Below are 19,856 nucleotides of genomic sequence, written 5' to 3' on the forward strand. Positions count from 1 at the left end.
TCCACCGGGGCGGCGTTGAATACAGCGCCAAGCCATAGGCAAGAGTTTTATGTGCACTTCCAAGCATCCCGCGTTAAGCTATGTGCTGCAACAAGTGGCCGATAGCTGCGCTAGATGCAATAAGTATCGACGCTTGTTTGGAAGGGTGCAAGACAGCCGGCCAGCCGGTAAAGCCAAGCAAAGTGTGAGCAAACTCAGTAGGGTTCATCTCAGCGCATGTGCCAGCCACCGCCACAGCAGTGTTGTAACCTACCGACCACTTTGATGAAGACATAATATGAAAATAGCCATCATTGACGACTCACCCGCTGAGTTAGACAGCATCAAAAGGGCACTCGCGACCACGAGCATCCCGACGCTCAAGCACTTAGAAGTCGATTACTTCACTCAATCTAATGCCTTAATTGAGCAGTTATCCCACTATCAGCTCTTTATCTTAGATTGGTACATCGACAACAAATCGGGCCTCGATTTATTGTCTTTGATTCGTGCTCAGTGCGAGCCGAATACTGCCGTCATCATGGTAACCACGAACAACAAAGAAGAAGACATCTGTACTGCACTCATCAAAGGGGCTGATGATTACTTGGTCAAACCTTTCCGCGCAATGGAATTGTGCGCACGCCTGTACAATGTCATTCGCCGTTATCTACCTCAACCCACAGCGCAGCCCGATGAACACCTGCACATCGGCTGTTTTAGCTTTAACGATCAAGCCTTAGAAGTACGCCGTGAAGATACAAGCATTAAAATGGCACCGCGCGAATATGCCATTGCCCGCTACTTGTTCAGCCATCTAGGTGAGCCTATTTCACGCAAAACGCTGTACCAAAAGTTCTGGGAAAAAGAAGAGACCTACCATTCACGCTCGCTGGACACCCATATTTACCGAATCCGTACGCGCCTTGGGCTGACCGTCGAGCATGGCTGGCAACTGCACACCATCTATGGTTTTGGCTACCGTTTAGAGCCGATTCATACGCTCACCAGCTCATGACGATGCCTCACTGCCCACTGCTGGAAAAATAAACTCAAAGGCAACGCCACCCGTTTCTAGCTCAGAGCTGCTAAAAGAGGCTTGATGCAACTTGATGGCTGACTGCACTAAAGCCAAACCTAAACCATAGCGACCCGTCTTCATCTGTTGCGCTTGCGGCGCTGCTCGAACGACACCATCACTGTATTCACCGGCAGCACACTGACCGCTATCAGCAATGGTTAACACCACTCCACGTGAATCTTTTTTCAGTGTGATTGAAATCGAAGTTTGCGCACCGGCATAACGCACCGAGTTTTCTAAGATATTCGCAAATGCACGCTGCAACAATTTAGCATCGCCTAAAATCTCACCCAGCTCATCGGCTTCAGTGATAAAACTCACAGCGATGTTTTTAGCGTAAAACTGCGGCCACAGATAATCCAACGCATCTTGCACCACAGCAGCCAATAAAATTGGCTCCAACTTGAGCAGATCCACATCCCCTTTACTCAATACCAGCAAATCATCCAGCATGACCAAACTGGTCTGAATCAAAGCTTCCATACGCGCACTGAACTCCTGTTCAGGTAAAGCGGTGGCGGGATCTTTTTGTGTGTTCAGCAAGTCCATCATACTGACCTGCGGGGTTCGTAAGTCATGGGATAAATAGGTGCGAAATGCATCTTTTTTCAGCTGCAAAGCCTCTGCTGTCTTCAAGGTTTTTTCAAGCGCCGTCAGTTCAAAGCTAAACAAGTTTTGCGTCAGCGGTTTTTTGCCGACTGGACGTTGCTCATGCCTCGCGTACTCTGCATACGCTCGACTGTAATTTAACGCTGTACGGCACCATTTCAGAACTGCAACCGAACGGCGCCAATACCAAATCAACCAAGACCCGAGAAAGAATATGATGCAACACAGCGGTGACCACCAATAACCCAAACGTAACAGCACTAAGGTGATGCACAAGGTCAATGCGGAAAAAATCAAAGTCACATACGCAATATGAATCTTCGTATGCACATACAAAAAGCCAAAGAACAGCACAATGACCAGAATCCGCAACAGATGAACCGAAACACCTTCGATTGGCTCAATAAAACTATCTTGTACAAGATTCTGAATCAGCTCGGCTTGAATATAAGTTGAATTGTGCAACTTGGACATAGTCGTCACAAAACGGTCACCTAAACCCGGTGCCGTAGTGCCCACCACCACAATTTTGCCCGCAATATCTTCAGCCGCATAAGCCCCGGACAGCACCTCATGGTAAGGGATTTCTTTAAAATTCCGGTGCTGCCTATCCGAAAAATTAATCAACAACGGTTTCTGCAAATCTTTAGACTGCAAAGCATCGTAACCGGCGCCCCAATAAGCTTGTAGGCTCAATTGCGGTAATAATTCATGCGGTGTATCACGCAAGAGCTGCACGCGCCGGATCACCGCATCCGTGTCCACCTGAATACGGGATGTCGCCAACAAAGTATTGGGCGTACGAAAGAAAAAGTCACTGTGTTGCGTGTGATCTAAGACCGGCAAAACCACAGGAAAAGCCGATGCGCTGATGGCCTGTTTAAATGCCAAACTGGCACTTTTATTACTGGCCACTTCAGAGAAAATCACATTAAACGCCACCACCTTAGGGGCGGCACTTTGCAAACTGTGCAACAGCTCGGCATGTACATGCCGCGACCAAGGCCAACGCCCTAAATGCTGTATGCTCGCCTCATCAATGGTAATAATCACCACATCCTCAACGGGCGGAGCTGGGCGCTGCACAACTTTCACTATGGCATCGTAGAGGCCGTAACTGTACTTATCGAACCACGGCCCAGTTGCATAGGTTAAAAAAACTGCAAATACGACAGATAACAGCCGCCATTCAAAAATAAAGTTCCTGAATAGAAACTCTGTCATTTCCCCTTTTTTAGGCAGATCTTTGTACTTAGAAAAGGGGAGCTTGGCCCGAATCCATTGCCCAATCATGATTATTTCCTTCAAATACTCGCCAGTACCACTGCGCCTTAGGTAAGTTATGCACCTGCATTTTGCAGACGTTCTGGCCCATTCGATCCACTGCGGGCACTAAAAACTGTTCAGACTCCGCCAATTGCACACGCCATGTTGTATCGCAGTAAGGAAAACTAAACTCCAAACCCGACTTAAGCGGTGTCACCTTCACTTGCGGCTGCATATAGCTATACAGCACCGGATAGCTTTCAATGCCATGACGCGAGAATGAGGTCACCGTTAAATGAAACTGCTTATCGGTTGCAAACTCGGCTGGGATCACAAAGGTGCGCTTTTCACTTTTAAATTCATGCACAGGCACAGTGCGTTGACTGTCGCCATACACCTTCACTTTATATGCCGCTGAATGCCCACCAGTGATAATGGTTAAGTGCAAACCCTCGCTATCGTAAAACACCCCATCGATTCTTGGCTGCGGGGCCATTTTTTCATGCACAAAACCTTGCGTGTGACGATTAAAAGCAATGCCTTCACCCGCATTCACCTGAGCTAAAACACGCTGTTTTTCCGACGCCTGCACAAAACCTGTTAACACTTCACTGCGACTCACCGCTTGCGCTTGCTCAACCCTAAAATGCGTGCCTCGCACCCCTAAGGTCAGCTCCGCATTTTGCACTTCCAATTTGTTGTATGGCGTTTTAGCACCTGGTACACGTATCTCAAGCGCCCCTTTTTGCAAATTTAACTGAGGAATAGCAGGCACAGCTGAAGTTGCAGACTTTTGCCTTAACACCACAGAAGAAAAGGGTGAAATATCCAACTTAATATTGTTCTTAAACTGCAAGTGCACAAAAGACTGCTCAGCCACATCCAACACGCTACCGGCCTCAACAAACTCACCGACTTTAAGTTGACGCTGCTCAAGCCCATCCATGACCCACACCACCCCCGTTACTGCGGTCACCAATGCAGGGTAAAACTGCGGAGTAATAAATTTCAGCTTTTTACCCGGCTGCAACAACCGTGCGTTCTCAACCTGATTGAGTTGCTGCACAGCCAAGTGCTCCTCAGAACGACCCAAATACTTTTTAGACAGTGTCCATAAGGTGTCGCCTGGCACCACCGTGTGTTGAATCACTTGCACTTGCTGATCCGCAGCAAGGACACACCCCATGCCAGCCAAGGTTAACAACACACTAGCAATCAAACGACCAGCTGCACGAGTTAAATAACGCATAAAAACACTCCATGTATTGTGTTTTGATATTTGAAATAGCGTTGCATTGTACCCGCTCCATGTACACTCAGAACGATGAACCCACCTAAAAACGCACACCCTCAAGATGAATGATTAAACTTCTACGGCTCTCACCCGCTATGATTCTTGAGTCATCTATTCCTTGCGGCCTTTACCTATTGAACTGCTGTGCGCGTATTTTCTACCTGATGAGCTGTTAGAGCATGGATTAAGGTGGCTTAATGGCAGTCAAGAAGTTACAAGGCGCTTTAACGTAGAACAGCAAAATAGAATGATATGCACAACTCGGTGGTGAAGCACATGCATCGACAGCTGCAGACAAACACCTTAGCCGAGGCAGCCTCGGCGATGCTAGACCGCATGGAGCTGGCGCATGTGCGCTCTAAAATCTGTCACTCCAGCTCCCCATCAAACAACTTTTACAACCATCAAAACCACTAAGGAGCGTTTGATACGACCCTCCTTAGTGGTTAAATGCCTCATTTCATGCGCGCATGTTATTGCGACGCACGTACCGCAGTAATTTCTAAAGTCACACGGCGATTAGGCTGTAAACATTGGATCAACTCCGCACGGCTCTGCTGATCATTACACTGCACCACCGGCTCGGTTAAACCACGCCCTTCAGTCGTGATTAAGTCACGGGCAATGCCATTGGTGGCCAAATAATTCGCCACAGTTTCAGCACGCTTTTGCGACAGAACTTGGTTGCTTGCTGCCGAACCAATGCGGTCGGTATGCCCTACAACATGAATGCCTTCCACATCCACATAGTTCTGGTTAATCTGCTGCATCATCTCAGCTAAGCTGCGACGACCTGCTGCAGTGATTGAGTCGAGACCCGACCGGCCAAAAGCAAACAAAGCATCGGCTTCCAACTCAAGTACATCCAACTCTGTTTGTGCCTGCTGCCCCTGTTCTTCGGAAACGCTAGAGCGCACCAAAGCTTCACAGGTTGGGCTTGCCCAGTGTTCGGCCACCATCAAACTTTGACGCGTTGCCACCTGCTCGGAAAAATTCACCGGGTTCGGTCGCGCTTGCGGCTCAACCTTGGCGTACTGCACCTGATACTGACAGCTGATGTACTCACTGCCCTGTCCGGTTCTCAAGTTAAACACATAGTTCCAAGTGTCTTTTGGAATCAACCCTTCATTAAAGTGTGGATTACCTAAAATCAAGCGCACCTGATCACGATCCAAACCTGGATGAATGCGCGCAAACACCTCAGGCTCAATAAAAGCACCGGTTTTTAAATGGGTCGAACTTAATTCAGGGAAACTCACCTCAGCGTTCGGATCCACTGGCCCGCTGGCACAAGCAGCTAATACAGCAGTACTTAAAGCCACAGCCAAAGCATGAAATTTTTTCATAACAATCTCGTTTTAATCTCAGTAAAAATGGGGCAAAAAAGGGCTGCCGAACCGCTCAGCAGCCCCAGCGCAAGAATTACCAGTGCCAACCGGCACCAACTGCAGCACCGGCGTGACCACGGCTGTCGGCAGATGCATTGGCTTTAATCACAGTACGGGCATTATCCGATAAACGTGATACACCCACTGCCAACGCCGCCTCACCGCGGTAGGTAGAACCACCGAGCGTCAGCATGCTTTTTCCCGGTAACGACGATTGCGGTAAAGTAGCCGCAGCCATCGCTGCAGCAATACCCGCACGGGCGTTGTTATCTACTCGATCGATGCGCTTATTGGTGGCATTAAAGTACTGATTCACAGTACTGCCCAAGGCTTCAAGCTGACTCACGTTCACCGCGTCGGTTGGTGCCACACCGGCGGCAACGTTCGTGATTTGACGCTCGCCACCGACACTGCCCACAGAGACACTGTTGGCACGATCCGCCACCGAGCCTTGCCCCAGAGCCACGCTGTTATTGGCAACGGCTGACGCACCATGACCTATAGCTGTACTGTGATGCCCCGTCGCTTGAGCCTTATTGCCCACGGCTGTACTGTAATTTCCGCTGGCCACTGCTCCAGCACCACCGGCCGCAGACTGAATACCGGTCGGCGTAGGTGCAGGCGCGTTGAAATCTTGGCTGACTTGGAACATGCCGTCCTGGCCGGTTTTCAGGTTTTGGATATCACCCTCATTGATTGTCACACGGTTATTGGTCTCATAGAGCTGACTGCCATTGACCGCATCTGTGCTGGTATCGCTGATTTCACCATCTGCGACCCCAACAATCTTCTTGTCGCCGGCATTGATACCGTTTTTCGTGATACTAGGGCCACCATTGATTGTTATGCCGTTATCATTCATCACCGTATCGCCAGTGGTGACGCTGTCATGACTGACATTAGGCGTTGTTTTCACCACCATGTCACCCTGAGCATCAAATTCAACCTCGATATTTGTACCGCCCACAATGGACACTTTGTCGCCCGCTTTCACTTGTTTATCAGTTGTACCATCGCTCAAGGTCCAACCACCGGCCTGCTTATTAATTTCTACTTGCAGTTCATGCAACTGTGAACCATTTACCGCATCTGTACTGGTGGCGCTGATTTCACCCTTTGCGACTCCAATGATTTTCTTATCGCCGGCATTGATACCACCCTTACTGACCGACACATCAGAACCGTTAAAGCTCAAGCCATTATCAGTGACTAAAGTATCGCCTGCGGTTAAGCCTTGATTATTAAGGCTGACATCCGCCCCCACTTGCACACCATCTTTACTCACAATGGTATCGCCTACGGTTAAGCCACTGCCATCCAAGACACTGTGCTCACCCGTCTTATCACCTGCGATTACACGATCGTGCTCAACCTCAGTGGTGGTTGCGATTGTAATGTCCCTGCCGTTTTGGCTGATTTGAATATTCTTACCTGCAGAAAAGTCAACGGTCTCGCCGGGTTTCACCTGTTCGGATGGCCCTTTATTGGTACTGAGCTGCCAACCTTGTTCAGCGGTATTCTTAACACTTTCCAATTGGCTGACGTTCACCGCATCGGTCAGGGCAGTACCCGCCTTAACGTTGGTGATTTTCTCACCACCGGCATTAATGCCCGTCGCGGTTACAGCAACAGAGCTGTTATTAAAAGTCAGGCCATTGTTCGTAATAAAAGTATTACCCGCTTGCAAGCCTTGATTGGTTACAAAAACATCATTACCTACTTGCAAACCTGAGTTGCTTAAAACAGTTTCACCAGTGGTCACACTTGTAAAGTCCACTTCATCTTTTGTAGCAAAAGTTGTAGTGACCTCCCCCGTATTGGGATCTTCTACACTGGTTACTTCCATATTTTTACCAGCATCAAAATTAAGCTGACTACCCGGATTAATATTAAATTTTTGAGTGGCACCAGCGTTATTAACGCTGCCGAGCGTCCAACCACCCGCCATATTCAAATTATTTAACGCATCCTGCACATTGTTATAAGTACTGCCGCCTACAGTCAGTTCGGCTTTAACTTTGCCACCTACGTACTTAGAATTACCGCCTATCGATTCAGCAACACTGCTGCCCAAATTATAAATTTGTTCATTTAAACCTTTGCTCACGCCATAAAGCTGGCTGCCGTTAATGGCATCAGTGCTAGTCTCGCTCACCGCACCCGGAGCCACGTGAATCAACTGACGCTCAGCATCTGCAACACCCACGCTGACCACACCACCTGCGGTGCCAGCAAAACCACCATAAGTTTGCGTCTGCGGCAACCCGCCGCCTGAAAATGAAATCACACCCTCAGTCACCCGCGCTGCATCGCGGGTTTTCGAGCCGGCGCCCAAGGCGACTGAATTATCATGCTCAGCAAGGGCCTCAGCACCCAGGGCAATGGCTTTCTCACCGGTTGCATTTGCCTTAGTACCCACAGCAATATTATCGGATTGTGTCACACTGGCTCGATTACCAATCACCACCGCGTTGTTAACAGGATTAGCCTGGCTCGTGCCTGTCGGCCGCGCAAACGTACCCAGCATGACGTTGTCACTACCATGAAGCCCACCCGTTCCTGCATTACTACCTGCAGCGAGGTTGCGATCGCCTGTAATATCATCACCTGCTTCAAAGCCAAGGCTAGTATTCTGACTACCTTTAATTCTCTTACCTGCGTTATTACCAAAGCCAGTGTTATTGTCACCTATAACGCTTTCACCGGCGGCGGCACCAATCGCAGTGTTGTTGTTACCCTCAGCATCACGACCTGCCTGATAACCAATGTAAGTCACATTCTGGTTGGTGTCTGACGCAGTACCCATGCCCGCCCTGCAACCTATGGTGATATTGTTATCACCACCGACTCCAGGCGCGTCACCACAATCATCTGCCCCAATCGCGATACTTCCTTGCCCTGTGGTAGTTTCAAACTGACCATCAGCCCAAGCTTGGCCCACTAAACTACTGGCGGTTAAAGCTAAAACCAAAGCCGCTTTACGGCTGCGCTTCGAATGGCTTTTAGTGTTCTCGGATACGGCAACCCAGGTTCCCTGTGCTTCGCTCCAAATCACTCTAAATACTTTATTCATCCAATGTGTCTCCTGAGTTAACACTTCTTTAATGAATCAGAGCAACTCGCCCTGCAACTAACATTAATAATTATACTTACCTATTAAGTTAATTAAATGGAAGTTCAGAATTGTTCAGAATTGTTCAGAATCGTTCAGATTTAAAATAACAATCCGAAGTTAAAACAAGAGAAGATAAAATAAAAAACAACTCGCCAATCAAACTAAACCTATAAGACTATAGTTATAATTTAAAAGTCATTAATAATAGACAGCAAAAAAAACCAAACCAAAGTTATATATAAAAAGTTTACTACTCTATAGGCAACGCACAGATCAGCCCTCTGCCCCAGAACAAGGCATCCAGCATGATCCAAAAGAAAAGATACTGCACTCACATGCAAACACAGTGGGCCGAGCGTTAGCTGAGCATAAAAAAGCCAACCCAACCCACCACCTCATGAGGCGATGGGTACAGGTTGGCTCAGCCAATCAGTGCTGGGGTTCTTGGCGCTGTTCGTAGATCAGGTCGACGATCTCACCTTGGGGATTGTAGCCTTCAACGTACTGGCTCAAGAGCGCACGCACGGTGTCGCAATCGTTGGCGGCGCTGGCGGTTTTGAGTTGTGCGAGCAAGCGGCAGTATTCTGCCCAGCTCAGGTACGACTCATTGGCGCGCATGATCATCGGGTGGCCGGTGATGGTCACGTTGTCACCAATCAGCAGCTCCTCGTAAAGCTTCTCACCGGGGCGCAGGCCAGTGAACTGGATTTCCACTTCACCATTGGGATTGTCCGCACTGCGCACAGTCAAACCGGTCAAATTGATCATCTTCTCTGCCAGCTCAGCAATCTTCACCGGCTCGCCCATATCCAACACAAACACATCACCGCCCTGCCCCAAAGAGCCAGCCTGAATCACCAGCTGAGCCGCTTCGGGAATGGTCATAAAATAACGGGTGATGTCCTTATGGGTGACAGTCACAGGGCCGCCTTTACGGATTTGCTCACGGAACAACGGAATCACCGAACCGGACGAACCCAGCACATTACCAAAACGCACCATAGTGAAGCGCGTGTTGTTAGACACAACGGCCGTATCGGCTTGGCCAAACAAAGGCACCTGCTGCTCTTGGCTCAAGGCCTGCAATGCCATCTCTGCCAAACGCTTCGTCGCCCCCATCACGTTGGTTGGGCGTACAGCCTTGTCGGTGGAAATCAAAACAAAATTTTCCACCCCAGCCGTAATGGCCGCCTGCGCGGTATTTAACGTACCAAAGACATTATTCTGCACACCACGGGCTGTGTTGTGTTCCACAATGGGCACATGCTTATACGCCGCGGCATGGTAAATGGTCTCCACCTGCCAGGTCTGCATCACCTCAAGCAAATGGCCTGCATCGCTGATGGAACCCAAGACCGGCAACAGCTCCACAGACAACGCCAACTGACGCACAGTTTGCGCCAACTCGGTGTGCACCTTGTATAGATTGTATTCACCGTGTTCAAACAGAATCAGGGTTTTCACCCCACTGTGTAAAATCTGACGGCACAACTCCGAACCAATGGACCCCCCAGCACCGGTCACCATCACCACCTTACCGGCAATGCAACGTTGGAAGAGCGCCTCATCCGGCTCCACAGGATCACGGCCAAGCAGGTCAGCGATTTCCACTTCCTGCAGGTCTTGCACCTTCACCTTACCGCTGGCGATATCCATCAAACCTGGCATGGTGCGCACATGCACTGGATAAGGCTCCAAATTGGTGAGGATTTCACGGCGACGGGAACGGCTGGCCGAGGGCACCGCCAACAACACCTGCGTGGCTTTGGTTTCACGCAACATTTGCGCCATACGCCGCGGCTTATACACACGCAAACCGGCCACAGTGCGATTGGACAAACTGTCATCATCATCCAAAAACGCCACCGGGCGCATGGTCTTACCCAAGCGCAACGAACTGACCAACTGCAGCCCCGCGGAACCGGCACCGTAAATGGCTACCGGCTCACGGCGATCCATATCGGACATAAAAGGGATCAGCGCCGCACCCACTTCCCGTAAATCACCAATGAAATAATGACGCAAAAGCACACGGGTACCGCCAATTAACAGCAGACTCATCCACCAATAATTGAGCACCAAAGAACGGGGAATCAGCTCAGAGCCATCGTCATACCAGTAAATAAACAGGGCCAACAACAAAGTCGCCACCGACACCGCTTTGGCAATGGTCAGCAATGCCTCAGGGCCGGTATAGCGCAACACAGCACGGTACATACCTGAGCGCACAAACACCGGAATCGCAATCAGGGGCGCCATCACAAACAGCCAAGCGCGTTCTGTGAGCGGGTTCACAATATCAGCAAACCCCAAACGGACAAAAAACGCCAGCCACAAAGCCAGCCAGATCCAAACAATGTCCACACACACTTGACCGATGCGCTTATAACGACGCGGCCAACCTAAAAACCAATGACGCACCGCAACCCCCTTATGCAATCCTTGCCGTAGACCCTTCAGTTAACCGCGTTTGCTTTGCTGAGCTTTCACCTCACGCGCTTCGTCAGGTTCAAGCGCACTGTAAGCACTGTACTGACGCATGGCCTGTGCATCTTGCTCCGGCACCGCCAAACGCATCACCTCGTGCAACGCTGAACAGGTGCGCACGATCTCCTCAGCAGTCAGATTCGGGTTGACCAAAAACATCAAACTGGTATCACCCAACTGACGGGCCACAGGCAAAGGCTCGGCAGGACGCCAGCCGGTATGATCAAAGGCTTTTTCTAAATAGACTTCCGAGCACGAACCACTGAAGCAGGGCACACCGCGGGCGTTGATTTCAGCCAAAATGCGATCACGATCCCAACCAGCTTTCAGCTCGCTCGGCTCTACAAACACATAGCACTTATAAGCCGCATGCACGATGTCTTCAGGCACAGTAGGCACACGCAAACCGCGGCAAGCACGGGCGGCTGACCAAATCTTCTCCGCGTTATCGGCACGGGCGGTACGCCAATGGGGCATACGCTTTAACTGAATACGGCCAATCGCCGCCTGCATTTCCGTCATGCGCCAGTTGGTCCCAAAACGCTCATGCAACCAACGAAAACCCGGGGCATGCTCACGCTCATACACGGCTTCCCAGCTTTTACCGTGATCCTTCAACGACCACATGGTTTTCCACAGCTCAGTGTCATTGGTGGTGACCATACCGCCTTCACCACCAGTGGTCATGATCTTATCTTGGCAAAACGACCACGAACCCACATGGCCAATGGATCCCACCGGGCGGCCTTTATAGGTGGCACCGTGGGCTTGGGCACAATCTTCAATCACATACAGATTGTGCTGCTCGGCCAGCGCCATAATGGGATCCATATCACAGGGCCAACCGGCCAAATGCACAGCAATCACCGCACGGGTGCGCGGCGTGAGCACCGCTGCAATGGTTTCCGCGGTAATGTTTTGCGTATCCGGGTCCACCTCAGCAAACACCGGCACCGCACCGGCATTGACAATACTGGAGGCCGACGCCAAGAAGGTGCGCGGGGTAACAATCACCTCATCGCCCTCACCTAAATCCAAGGCCCAGAGCGCTATGTCTAAGGCGACAGTGCCATTGGCTAAAGCGATGGCATGTTTACAGCCGGCCCAAGCAGCAAACTCCTTTTCAAACTCACGCCCTTCAGTCCCCGTCCAATAATTCACACGATTCGACAGCAACACATCACGCACAGCGTTGGCTTCTTCCTCAGAGAACGAAGGCCATGGAGAAAAAGGTGTATTTAGCATGCTAAGCATTCCTACAAAAAATTGACTCGCCACAACACAAAACGAGTCAGAAAAAGATTCCACAATGGTACGCCAAAAGATTCAAACACTCACATGAATGTTGTATTCTGACGTGATTCATCACTATTAAAGTATCACTGAGTAAAACCTGCCTGGTTCAAGAACGGGCTAAATAGCACTGGAATGCTTCTGCAACGGCTTAGCAGGATTCCCCACCACAACGGCATCCGCTGGAATATTCTTTAACACAACACAGCTTGCACCAATGGTCGCATTAGCACCTATAGTGGCTAATTGCCGTATCGATGCACCAATTCCCACCCAAGCATGATCTTCCACAGTGACGCCACCGGCTAAATTCGCACCTGGGCTCACATGCACCGCATCACCTAAACGGCAATCATGATCCACCGTACAGCCGGTATTTAAAATGGCACCCATACCCACCTGAGTGAATGCATTAACAGCCACACCGGCAAATACCACCGAACCTGCACCAATGCGCGCATATTGACTGACCACAGCATTGGGGTGAATCAAACAAGGCAACACAGCCCCAAGGTTTTGTAATTCCTGTAGCTTTTGCGCACGAATGGCATTATTGCCAATGGCCACCGCAACACCTGCAAACTCAGACAAACGGGTATACAAATCAGCACTGGTACCTACAATCGACCAGACCTCATTGGTTTGCTTGTCTGGGTAGGCATCATCAAAAAACACACATGCATAACCCAACAGCTCAGCCATATCCGCTACTACTTTACCGTGCCCGCTCGCTCCTAAAATAGCCAACTGTGGCTTTGGCGTACCAGTAAACTTACTCATAGTCGCCTCGCCTTCGGCGCTGATGCCGTCGCGCACAAACACCTTTTTAATGGTTAAAAAGACAATTTTAAGATCCAGCCAAAACGACTGATTGTCCACATACCACACATCCAACTTAAACTTGTCTTCCCAACTGATGGCATTGCGACCATTGATCTGTGCCCAGCCGGTCACACCAGGGCGCACCTCGTGGCGGCGGTACTGTTGTGTTGAATACAGCGGTAAATACTCCATCAGCAAAGGCCGTGGACCAACCAAGCTCATCTCACCTTTGAGCACATTCCACAGTTCAGGCAACTCATCCAAACTGCTGGAACGCAAAAAGCTACCAAAAGGCGTCATGCGCTCTTCGTCTGGTAAGGGATTACCCTCAGCATCCACTGCATCACGCATGGTACGAAACTTAATCATTTCAAAAGGCTTGCCATCTTTACCGGGGCGTACCTGACGGAACAACACCGGTGAGCCTAACTTGCGGCGAATCTGCCAAGCCACAATGGCAATCACAGGGCTGAGCACAATCAAGCCACAGAGCGAGGCGACAATATCGAACAGACGTTTCAAATGACCCACCTAAAAACAAGAAATACTATAAAAACTGAAACGATGGAGCATAGCCTAACTGGACAAACAAAGTTAAGGAATTGACTGCAAGCATTCCGCATATATGCCAACTTGCTCACAAAATACAGGAGCAGCGTTGGTAAAGATCACAGCACTATGCCTCACCGTGGATTGCCGCATCACTATGCGATACGCAATGACTGCATGAGTTACATTGACTACCTAACAGCTTAATCCAACCCCATGCCAGCCAACATTTGCGCATTCACCTTGTGCACATCATATTTTTCCTCTGCAATTTCGCGTGAGCGTTGTCCCATTTGGATGATCAACTCGGGCTGTTCAATAAAGCGCAACATGGCTTGCGCCAAGGCATCGGCATCTTTAACTGGCACTAAAAAACCGTTATCGCCATCCACCACGGTTTCACGGCAACCTGGTGCATCGGTGGTAATCACTGCACGGCCCATGGCCATGGCTTCTAAAACTGTACGTGGCGTGCCTTCTCGATAGGATGGCAGCACATAGACGGAGCTGTTGGCAATCGCTGGGCGCACATCACTTAAACGGCCTAAAAAATTGATGGTGCCGGCAGCAACCCAGCGATCCAGTTCAGGTTGAGTGATGGTATTAGGATTGGCATCAATCCAACCGACCAGATCAAATTGCACCAGTGGATAACGTTGTTTCACTTGCTCGGCCGCTTGCACATATTCACGCACACCCTTATCGCCCAACAAACGACCGATCAATAAAAAGCGTGGTGCACTCTCTGTAGACAGCGGAGCCACTTCAAACTGTGCAACATCCACACCGGAGCCGGCTCACCTTCGCAATTATCGGCCTAAAGGCGCGACCTACAAAAAAACCAATCACCGTAGGTCGCTGCTTCAGCCCGACATGGCCGTTATAACCAGCCCAATACATTTGCATCGCCAAGCATATTTGTTGCCCATAAATGGACGACCTACAAACCTAAAAAACTTTATTTAGCAAACTCCAGCACTGCATTTTTTTGCGTTATGGGCAGTACTTCAGCTACTTTCTCCAGCAAAGCAAAAGCATTGATATAAGCTTCGTACTGGGGGGTGTCATCTTCTTCTGGGCCATCCACGGCAAAAAGCATGTCCTTGGGTAGCTGCTCACGACACTTGAGTTCATGCAGTCTAAATTGCCACTGACCAGCTTTTTCAAGAATTTTGACTGTTTCTTTATGCCCCAAATCGAGTGGTTTGATTGCTTTCAGCAGTTGCTCTTGCTTTTGCTCAACAAAAGGTATCGTGACGTGATATTGCTTATCGCCTAACCGTGCTGGCTTATAACGATCAGCCAAGCTTGCAGCAGTGAGCAAGTCACGGACATGCCCTTCTAAAACAGTTTCACGGTATTCACGAGTGACAAAAGCATGCTCAACGTAATAATTATAAAGCGTCTGCAACTGCTCTTGTGGCGTGCTGGTCAGCACTAAGCTCGGTTTGCTAAAGCGGAAAATTGTTTCACGGGGACGGATCAGTTCTTCAAATAAGCAGTGGTTATCATTTTGATAACGCTGCGTCAGCTCCTGCAAACGGTCCAACTCTTCTTTCATAGCACGTATTGCAGATAAGTAGATACGGCCATCCAAGTCTTTAAAAAAGTGTGTTAAGCGCGCATAACGTTTTTCTTGCAACTGATAGGCAAAGAAACCCTCTTGCGGCGCAGTCATTACGAGGCCAACATTGGCAAACTCGCCAGTTTCCACATAGGGCATAAAACGCAAAATTGCGTACTGATAAGCTGTGCGTTTCATGGCGTCCTCCAGAAATCGTTTCCTGACACTCTATTTAAGTGATTGTATATGTGCATGGTATCTATTTGCGCTGATACAGTTTGTTCATCATCCGAATACCACCAAGCGTTTGGGATGCTTTGTACTATCTTATCCCATTCCCTAAGTGCCGACTGCATTTGCTGACACATAGTCGCTTGCAACTCATTACATTGAGTAATCGCTATCCACTGCTCAGCAAAAATATGCGTACTGAAAAAATTGCTAGCATCAAAATCTCGGTCAAAAGCTTGATTGTGATCGATAACCACCAGCTGCTTATTCACCTCATCCCAGAACAGATTAGGATTACCGCCGTGAGCGGACAGTGTGCGGTCTTCATTGTGGATCCACCAATCAAAAGCCAACACCTTTTGCTGTACGTCTACTGGCACTTGCTCAATTCGACTGTAAGTCAGCTCCGTCACACTGCACTCTTCAGAGCCAAAAGCATAACCAATTCCTAAATCAGATAATTCAAGCTGTGAACTTGCAAAAAACAACTCTTCAGGTACAGAAACTAGGCTAAAAGGTGCGATTGGGATACCCAACGCAATAGCCAAATGCCCTGCAATCCATTCGGCCACTAAGCTGCGTCGCCCCGCCCCTTTACCTTTAACAAAGTAAATCTTTCCGTTATCACCACGACAAATAAAAGGCTCAGTAACACCTTGTGTTGAGCGGCGAATGACTTCAATGATTTCTATAGGCATGTACTTTCCATGTTGGTCTGTCAAACAGCTTGTATCCTAAGTAAAATCTGAAATAAAGTTCCGTTTGTTGCACGATAAAATAGACGTCTACGTTTGCACACCACTGCTCATATAACAACCGTAGGTCGTAGTTTTAACCCGACATGGCCATATCCTTGTAGGTCGCGGCTTCAGCCCGACATAATCTCATTTTTAGAAGCGCGCTTGTACGGAAGCATACGAAACTCAAAAGCCCTATGTGTCAGCCTAGTTGTCGCCACAAATGGACGACCTACACATATTTGTCGGCCTAAAGGCTCGACCTACAAAAGCAATTCCAGCACCACCCTATGTGTCAGCGTAGAACAAGTGAGCTTGACGGTAGTTTCGTTATCGATCACCTAAGCAGTTCTATTTAAAGCCAGCTAACCATACTTCTCAATCAAATATATGACGCACACTCTTTAAGCCTCTTCCCCAGCATCAGCCCTCTCTAGGCTTCTAAAATCGAGACTCGGCAGCATTAAAGGGCCATATTTTTGTCTCGATGATAAGGTTAAAAGCTGCTCACGCACGGAGGAGTACAGCAGCGACGTTGCATTCACCACAAGCTCATGCTGAAATTTTTCTGAAGGTTCTTCTAAATCATCGCAAACAAAAACCCCATCAAGAGCAATTACAAATTTATACGGAAAATCCTTGTCTTGAAAATTAAGCTGCAAGCTTATAATAAAAACATATTGAGATTGTTTTTCGCGGGTCTCAGGTTCACCTACAGTAATCGATATCTTAATTTTACTCGCAGCCGGCACCCAATAAGGCGATGATGCGTCCTTTTCCATCAGCTGTTCACTATCAACAGATTCCAGCTGCAAATGGCTGTAATGGTAGTGTTTTAACTGTAATGGTGAAAGCTTCATGCTTGCATTCCTGGCAAGTCAATCGGTGAGCTATAGGTATACTGGCGCACAATAGAACGACTGCTTTGGCTTTGCTGCCACTGAGCTTTATTGATTTGCTCAGCCGTCTGCAGCATTGCTTCAAGTTCCTGATGCTTTAATTGAGTGACCGCAATTTCCTCTTGGCGTACTCCCTCACGATCAAAAGCAATATCAAACTCAATATTTAAAGCTTCGCACACTTCAAATAACGTTTTTAACGTTAGATTAGTGGCTCCGTGCAATACCTTGCTTACACGGCTTGTTGTCCAACCCAACTTATCAGCCAACGCTTTTTGAGTCATCCCGCTTGCCGCAACAGCACTTGCCAAACCAACGGCAACTTCTTGTGCCTTTAACTCAAAACGAAAACCCTCATCTTGCATGGATTCTTGCCATAATTCGGCCAATTGATTACTTAGCATGTCTAACCTCCGGCTGAATCACACAAAGCTCATTTGCTTGCTCAGCATCAATATAGGTTTTTATTTCATTTTCCAGCTTTTTCTTCTCACCTGCACTCAACTTATCCTTACGCTTAGCCAAAGCATCAGCAAGAAAAATCACCTTACCCTCGGCATAGTAAAAAACGAGTCGCACATCGCCTTTGCGTAATCGCCAGATCACGCGATTAACGCCTTTATAGACAAACTCGTGCAGCTGATGGTTTTGTTTCTTATCGTAAAAGCTTTCTAGCGGCTGGCCCGTTTGAGCCACCTGCAACAGTTTATCTAACGCAGACAGCGCAGCTTTGCTATCTACCTGATTGCTTCGCCCTAAAATAACAATTTGCTCTAAAAAATAGCACGTATCAGGATCATCAGAAGCACACCGCGCCACCATATACGATCACCCATAAACACTGGCTTGGGCGGGCACCACTGCGGGTGCTGGAAAACAACCTGCTTTGTATGCTTCCGGTAAACCCATGAAAACACAACAAATAACTATGTACGCGCTACGGTAACAAATGAATACACGGAAAATTTAATTGATTGTCCAACGCATATCAGGTTTCAAGCTGCCTTGATGCACAACACATGGGTGTGCATCCACAGCTTTGAGCCTTTGCTTAAGTTTTTGCAATACATCTGCTGGGTCTATAAATTTTAGTCTGTGCTGATTTTGTTCCATGTGCAAAACAACCCTAAACTTTTTGGCTTTTAATGCTTGTTTAGCTAACTCCTTTTCGTGAGGATCGTTTGCATTACAACTGGCAGCAACAAGCCCTGCTAAAGTGTCACGCACCTTAAGTGCTACAGTTTCTCCCAGATCACTGGGCTTGATTCGCTCTGTATCAGGATGACGATAATCTTTCACTTCGATGAGCCAAGCGGTTTTTTGAGTGTTATCTAAATAAATAAAATCAACCGCCTTGATGCCGTTAGCGATACCAATAAACTGCTTGCGGTAAAAAGCCCAGGTGTCGTATTGACTTGCTAATGAGCCATCATCTGTTTCAAACGTAAATGTTAAGGTTCCTTCCTGAATGTCCACTTATAGCTCCAAGTAACGATCTGACTGCTGCAGGGCTTCATCCAGCATGACTAATGTTTGCAGTCCTTCCAACTCATCAGCCTGCTCTATGCTGACACTGTCATCTTCTGTTTTTAATGCAAAATAACGCTGAGTGAAATTTTTAGATTTTTTCTGTGCCGCTATAATTTCCAGCTCACGCAATAAAAACAGTGAGTGTGTCGCAATAAATACTTGAATACCGTTTGAAGCCAATGAATAAATAACCTCAGCAATCAGCTTGATCAGCTTGGGGTTGAGGTTAGCTTCAGGCTCATCCCAAAAAACGTAACCATTTTCTTGCAATACACCATTACAAATAAGCTGAGCCAGCATAGCCAGTTTACGTAAGCCTTCAGAAACAAGCTGCATTTCCATATTGCCAGCACCTGGTACGCTTAAATAAAAACGACCACTTTTATCAAGAAACACCTTTCCGCCCATGGCTTGCTCAAGGGGTTCAAGCAATTCATTTATGGCGGCGGCACGACGACCTTTAAGCTGTGGTACACCTAAGTGCACACAGGTATCGCGCCATGTTTCCTCAAAAGGCACATAATGCATGTCATATAAAGCAACAAAGCCTGGATAAATGGTCATAAGCTCGCGAGTTGGAATAAACAGCGCCCGCTTCGCAATCCATTGTTTGGGTAAGCAATCAAGCTGAACATCACTTTGCGCATTTGTAGCGAAGTTAATGCCTACATCAAAATCTGCATTATCAAAACTTAGTGCAACCTCACAACGTGCACGGCCTTGTTTACGGCTGGCTAAACGCCCTAAAGCATCGGGCTTAAACACCCCCAGCAGTTTTTCAGCGTAAGCTTTTTGCAGATAAGTCTTAGTGGGTGCACCTTGAGCAGGCTTGCGGCTGGCTTCTTCGCTGGTAGCTATCAACGAATAGGCCATTTTCATTAAATGGGTTTTTCCTGTGCCGTTTTCACCGACAAAGACATTCAAGCCAGCAGCAAAATCAAGTACATGCCCATTGGGGAAAAGCGTTAGGTTTTTAATGTTGAGCTGCTTGAGCACAATAAGCTGCCTCTAT

At 48.3% G+C, this 19,856-nt stretch carries 17 protein-coding genes and 1 pseudogene; 1 reads left to right on the forward strand and 17 read right to left on the reverse strand.

The window, feature by feature from the left end:
* Positions 1-73 precede the first annotated feature (73 nt).
* Positions 74-274 carry a hypothetical protein gene (locus tag TOI97_RS07390; protein ID WP_321553485.1) on the reverse strand — a complete coding sequence of 67 codons (201 nt, stop codon included), beginning with the start codon at positions 272-274 and terminating at the stop codon, positions 74-76.
* Positions 275-277: 3 nt separating this feature from the next.
* Between TOI97_RS07390 and TOI97_RS07395 the strand changes: the two genes are divergently transcribed.
* Entirely contained in the window at positions 278-997 is a 720-nt protein-coding gene (locus TOI97_RS07395; RefSeq protein WP_321553486.1) for a response regulator transcription factor, read from the forward strand.
* Here the strand turns inward: TOI97_RS07395 and TOI97_RS07400 are convergent.
* The 16 genes and pseudogenes from TOI97_RS07400 to TOI97_RS07475 all read right to left on the reverse strand — a co-directional run bounded on the left by TOI97_RS07400 (position 992) and on the right by TOI97_RS07475 (position 19,840).
* The gene (locus tag TOI97_RS07400) at positions 992-2,962 is read right to left on the reverse strand and encodes a CHASE2 domain-containing protein (protein WP_321553487.1); all 1,971 of its coding nucleotides are present in this window, start codon (positions 2,960-2,962) and stop codon (positions 992-994) included. The two genes, TOI97_RS07395 and TOI97_RS07400, sit on opposite strands and share 6 nt — an antisense overlap.
* A complete protein-coding gene (locus tag TOI97_RS07405) occupies positions 2,922-4,184 on the reverse strand; it encodes a FecR family protein (RefSeq protein WP_321553488.1) in 1,263 nt (420 codons plus the stop codon). The genes TOI97_RS07400 and TOI97_RS07405 overlap by 41 nt, the downstream gene beginning before the upstream one ends.
* 518 nt (positions 4,185-4,702) lie before the next feature.
* A complete protein-coding gene (locus TOI97_RS07410) occupies positions 4,703-5,575 on the reverse strand; it encodes an OmpA family protein (protein ID WP_321553489.1) in 873 nt (290 codons plus the stop codon).
* 76 nt (positions 5,576-5,651) lie between these two features.
* Positions 5,652-8,690, reverse strand: coding sequence for a YadA-like family protein (locus TOI97_RS07415; protein WP_321553490.1), 3,039 nt, complete (start codon positions 8,688-8,690; stop codon positions 5,652-5,654).
* A 471-nt stretch (positions 8,691-9,161) separates the two neighbouring features.
* Positions 9,162-11,153, reverse strand: coding sequence for a polysaccharide biosynthesis protein (locus tag TOI97_RS07420; RefSeq protein WP_321553491.1), 1,992 nt, complete (start codon positions 11,151-11,153; stop codon positions 9,162-9,164).
* Between the two features lie 39 nt (positions 11,154-11,192).
* Complete coding sequence (locus TOI97_RS07425; RefSeq protein ID WP_321553492.1) at positions 11,193-12,464, reverse strand: DegT/DnrJ/EryC1/StrS family aminotransferase; 1,272 nt, start codon at positions 12,462-12,464, stop codon at positions 11,193-11,195.
* Between the two features lie 168 nt (positions 12,465-12,632).
* Positions 12,633-13,292, reverse strand: a complete 660-nt coding sequence (locus TOI97_RS07430) for an acetyltransferase (RefSeq protein WP_321553547.1) — start codon at positions 13,290-13,292, stop codon at positions 12,633-12,635.
* A pseudogene (locus TOI97_RS07435) lies at positions 13,272-13,856 on the reverse strand (sugar transferase); the annotation flags it as partial. The gene TOI97_RS07430 and the pseudogene TOI97_RS07435, both read right to left, overlap by 21 nt.
* 230 nt (positions 13,857-14,086) lie before the next feature.
* On the reverse strand, positions 14,087-14,668 hold the full coding sequence (locus TOI97_RS07440; protein WP_321553493.1) for a glycosyltransferase family 4 protein: 582 nt from the start codon (positions 14,666-14,668) through the stop codon (positions 14,087-14,089).
* 173 nt (positions 14,669-14,841) lie between these two features.
* Positions 14,842-15,645 carry a DUF3037 domain-containing protein gene (locus TOI97_RS07445; protein ID WP_321553494.1) on the reverse strand — a complete coding sequence of 268 codons (804 nt, stop codon included), beginning with the start codon at positions 15,643-15,645 and terminating at the stop codon, positions 14,842-14,844.
* Positions 15,642-16,376 (reverse strand): HipA family kinase, encoded by a 735-nt coding sequence (locus tag TOI97_RS07450; RefSeq protein ID WP_321553495.1) that lies wholly within the window; start codon positions 16,374-16,376, stop codon positions 15,642-15,644. Before TOI97_RS07450 ends, TOI97_RS07445 begins: the two co-directional genes overlap by 4 nt.
* A 443-nt stretch (positions 16,377-16,819) precedes the next feature.
* A complete protein-coding gene (locus tag TOI97_RS07455) occupies positions 16,820-17,275 on the reverse strand; it encodes a protein-export chaperone SecB (RefSeq protein ID WP_321553496.1) in 456 nt (151 codons plus the stop codon).
* Positions 17,272-17,718, reverse strand: a complete 447-nt coding sequence (locus TOI97_RS07460; protein WP_321553497.1) for a helix-turn-helix domain-containing protein — start codon at positions 17,716-17,718, stop codon at positions 17,272-17,274. The genes TOI97_RS07455 and TOI97_RS07460 overlap by 4 nt, the downstream gene beginning before the upstream one ends.
* Positions 17,708-18,136: a hypothetical protein gene (locus TOI97_RS07465; RefSeq protein ID WP_321553498.1), complete on the reverse strand. Its 429-nt coding sequence runs from the start codon at positions 18,134-18,136 to the stop codon at positions 17,708-17,710. Before TOI97_RS07465 ends, TOI97_RS07460 begins: the two co-directional genes overlap by 11 nt.
* 144 nt (positions 18,137-18,280) lie before the next feature.
* A complete protein-coding gene (locus TOI97_RS07470; protein WP_321553499.1) occupies positions 18,281-18,790 on the reverse strand; it encodes a cysteine--tRNA ligase in 510 nt (169 codons plus the stop codon).
* Positions 18,791-19,840, reverse strand: a complete 1,050-nt coding sequence (locus TOI97_RS07475) for an AAA family ATPase (RefSeq protein ID WP_321553500.1) — start codon at positions 19,838-19,840, stop codon at positions 18,791-18,793. It lies immediately after the preceding gene.
* Positions 19,841-19,856: the final 16 nt, after the last annotated feature.

The organism is Denitrificimonas halotolerans (assembly GCF_034259425.1).
Classification (GTDB): Bacteria; Pseudomonadota; Gammaproteobacteria; order Pseudomonadales; family Pseudomonadaceae; genus Denitrificimonas; species Denitrificimonas halotolerans.

Excerpts from the sequence above, each read along its gene's own strand:
- TOI97_RS07390 (WP_321553485.1), bottom strand. The coding sequence starts at position 274 with ATGTCTTCATCAAAGTGGTCGGTAGGTTACAACACTGCTGTGGCGGTG.
- TOI97_RS07395 (WP_321553486.1), top strand. The coding sequence starts at position 278 with ATGAAAATAGCCATCATTGACGACTCACCCGCTGAGTTAGACAGCATC.
- TOI97_RS07400 (WP_321553487.1), bottom strand. The coding sequence starts at position 2,962 with ATGATTGGGCAATGGATTCGGGCCAAGCTCCCCTTTTCTAAGTACAAA.
- TOI97_RS07405 (WP_321553488.1), bottom strand. The coding sequence starts at position 4,184 with ATGCGTTATTTAACTCGTGCAGCTGGTCGTTTGATTGCTAGTGTGTTG.
- TOI97_RS07410 (WP_321553489.1), bottom strand. The coding sequence starts at position 5,575 with ATGAAAAAATTTCATGCTTTGGCTGTGGCTTTAAGTACTGCTGTATTA.
- TOI97_RS07415 (WP_321553490.1), bottom strand. The coding sequence starts at position 8,690 with ATGAATAAAGTATTTAGAGTGATTTGGAGCGAAGCACAGGGAACCTGG.
- TOI97_RS07425 (WP_321553492.1), bottom strand. The coding sequence starts at position 12,464 with ATGCTAAATACACCTTTTTCTCCATGGCCTTCGTTCTCTGAGGAAGAA.
- TOI97_RS07430 (WP_321553547.1), bottom strand. The coding sequence starts at position 13,292 with ATGAGTAAGTTTACTGGTACGCCAAAGCCACAGTTGGCTATTTTAGGA.
- TOI97_RS07445 (WP_321553494.1), bottom strand. The coding sequence starts at position 15,645 with ATGAAACGCACAGCTTATCAGTACGCAATTTTGCGTTTTATGCCCTAT.
- TOI97_RS07450 (WP_321553495.1), bottom strand. The coding sequence starts at position 16,376 with ATGCCTATAGAAATCATTGAAGTCATTCGCCGCTCAACACAAGGTGTT.
- TOI97_RS07455 (WP_321553496.1), bottom strand. The coding sequence starts at position 17,275 with ATGAAGCTTTCACCATTACAGTTAAAACACTACCATTACAGCCATTTG.
- TOI97_RS07460 (WP_321553497.1), bottom strand. The coding sequence starts at position 17,718 with ATGCTAAGTAATCAATTGGCCGAATTATGGCAAGAATCCATGCAAGAT.
- TOI97_RS07465 (WP_321553498.1), bottom strand. The coding sequence starts at position 18,136 with ATGGTGGCGCGGTGTGCTTCTGATGATCCTGATACGTGCTATTTTTTA.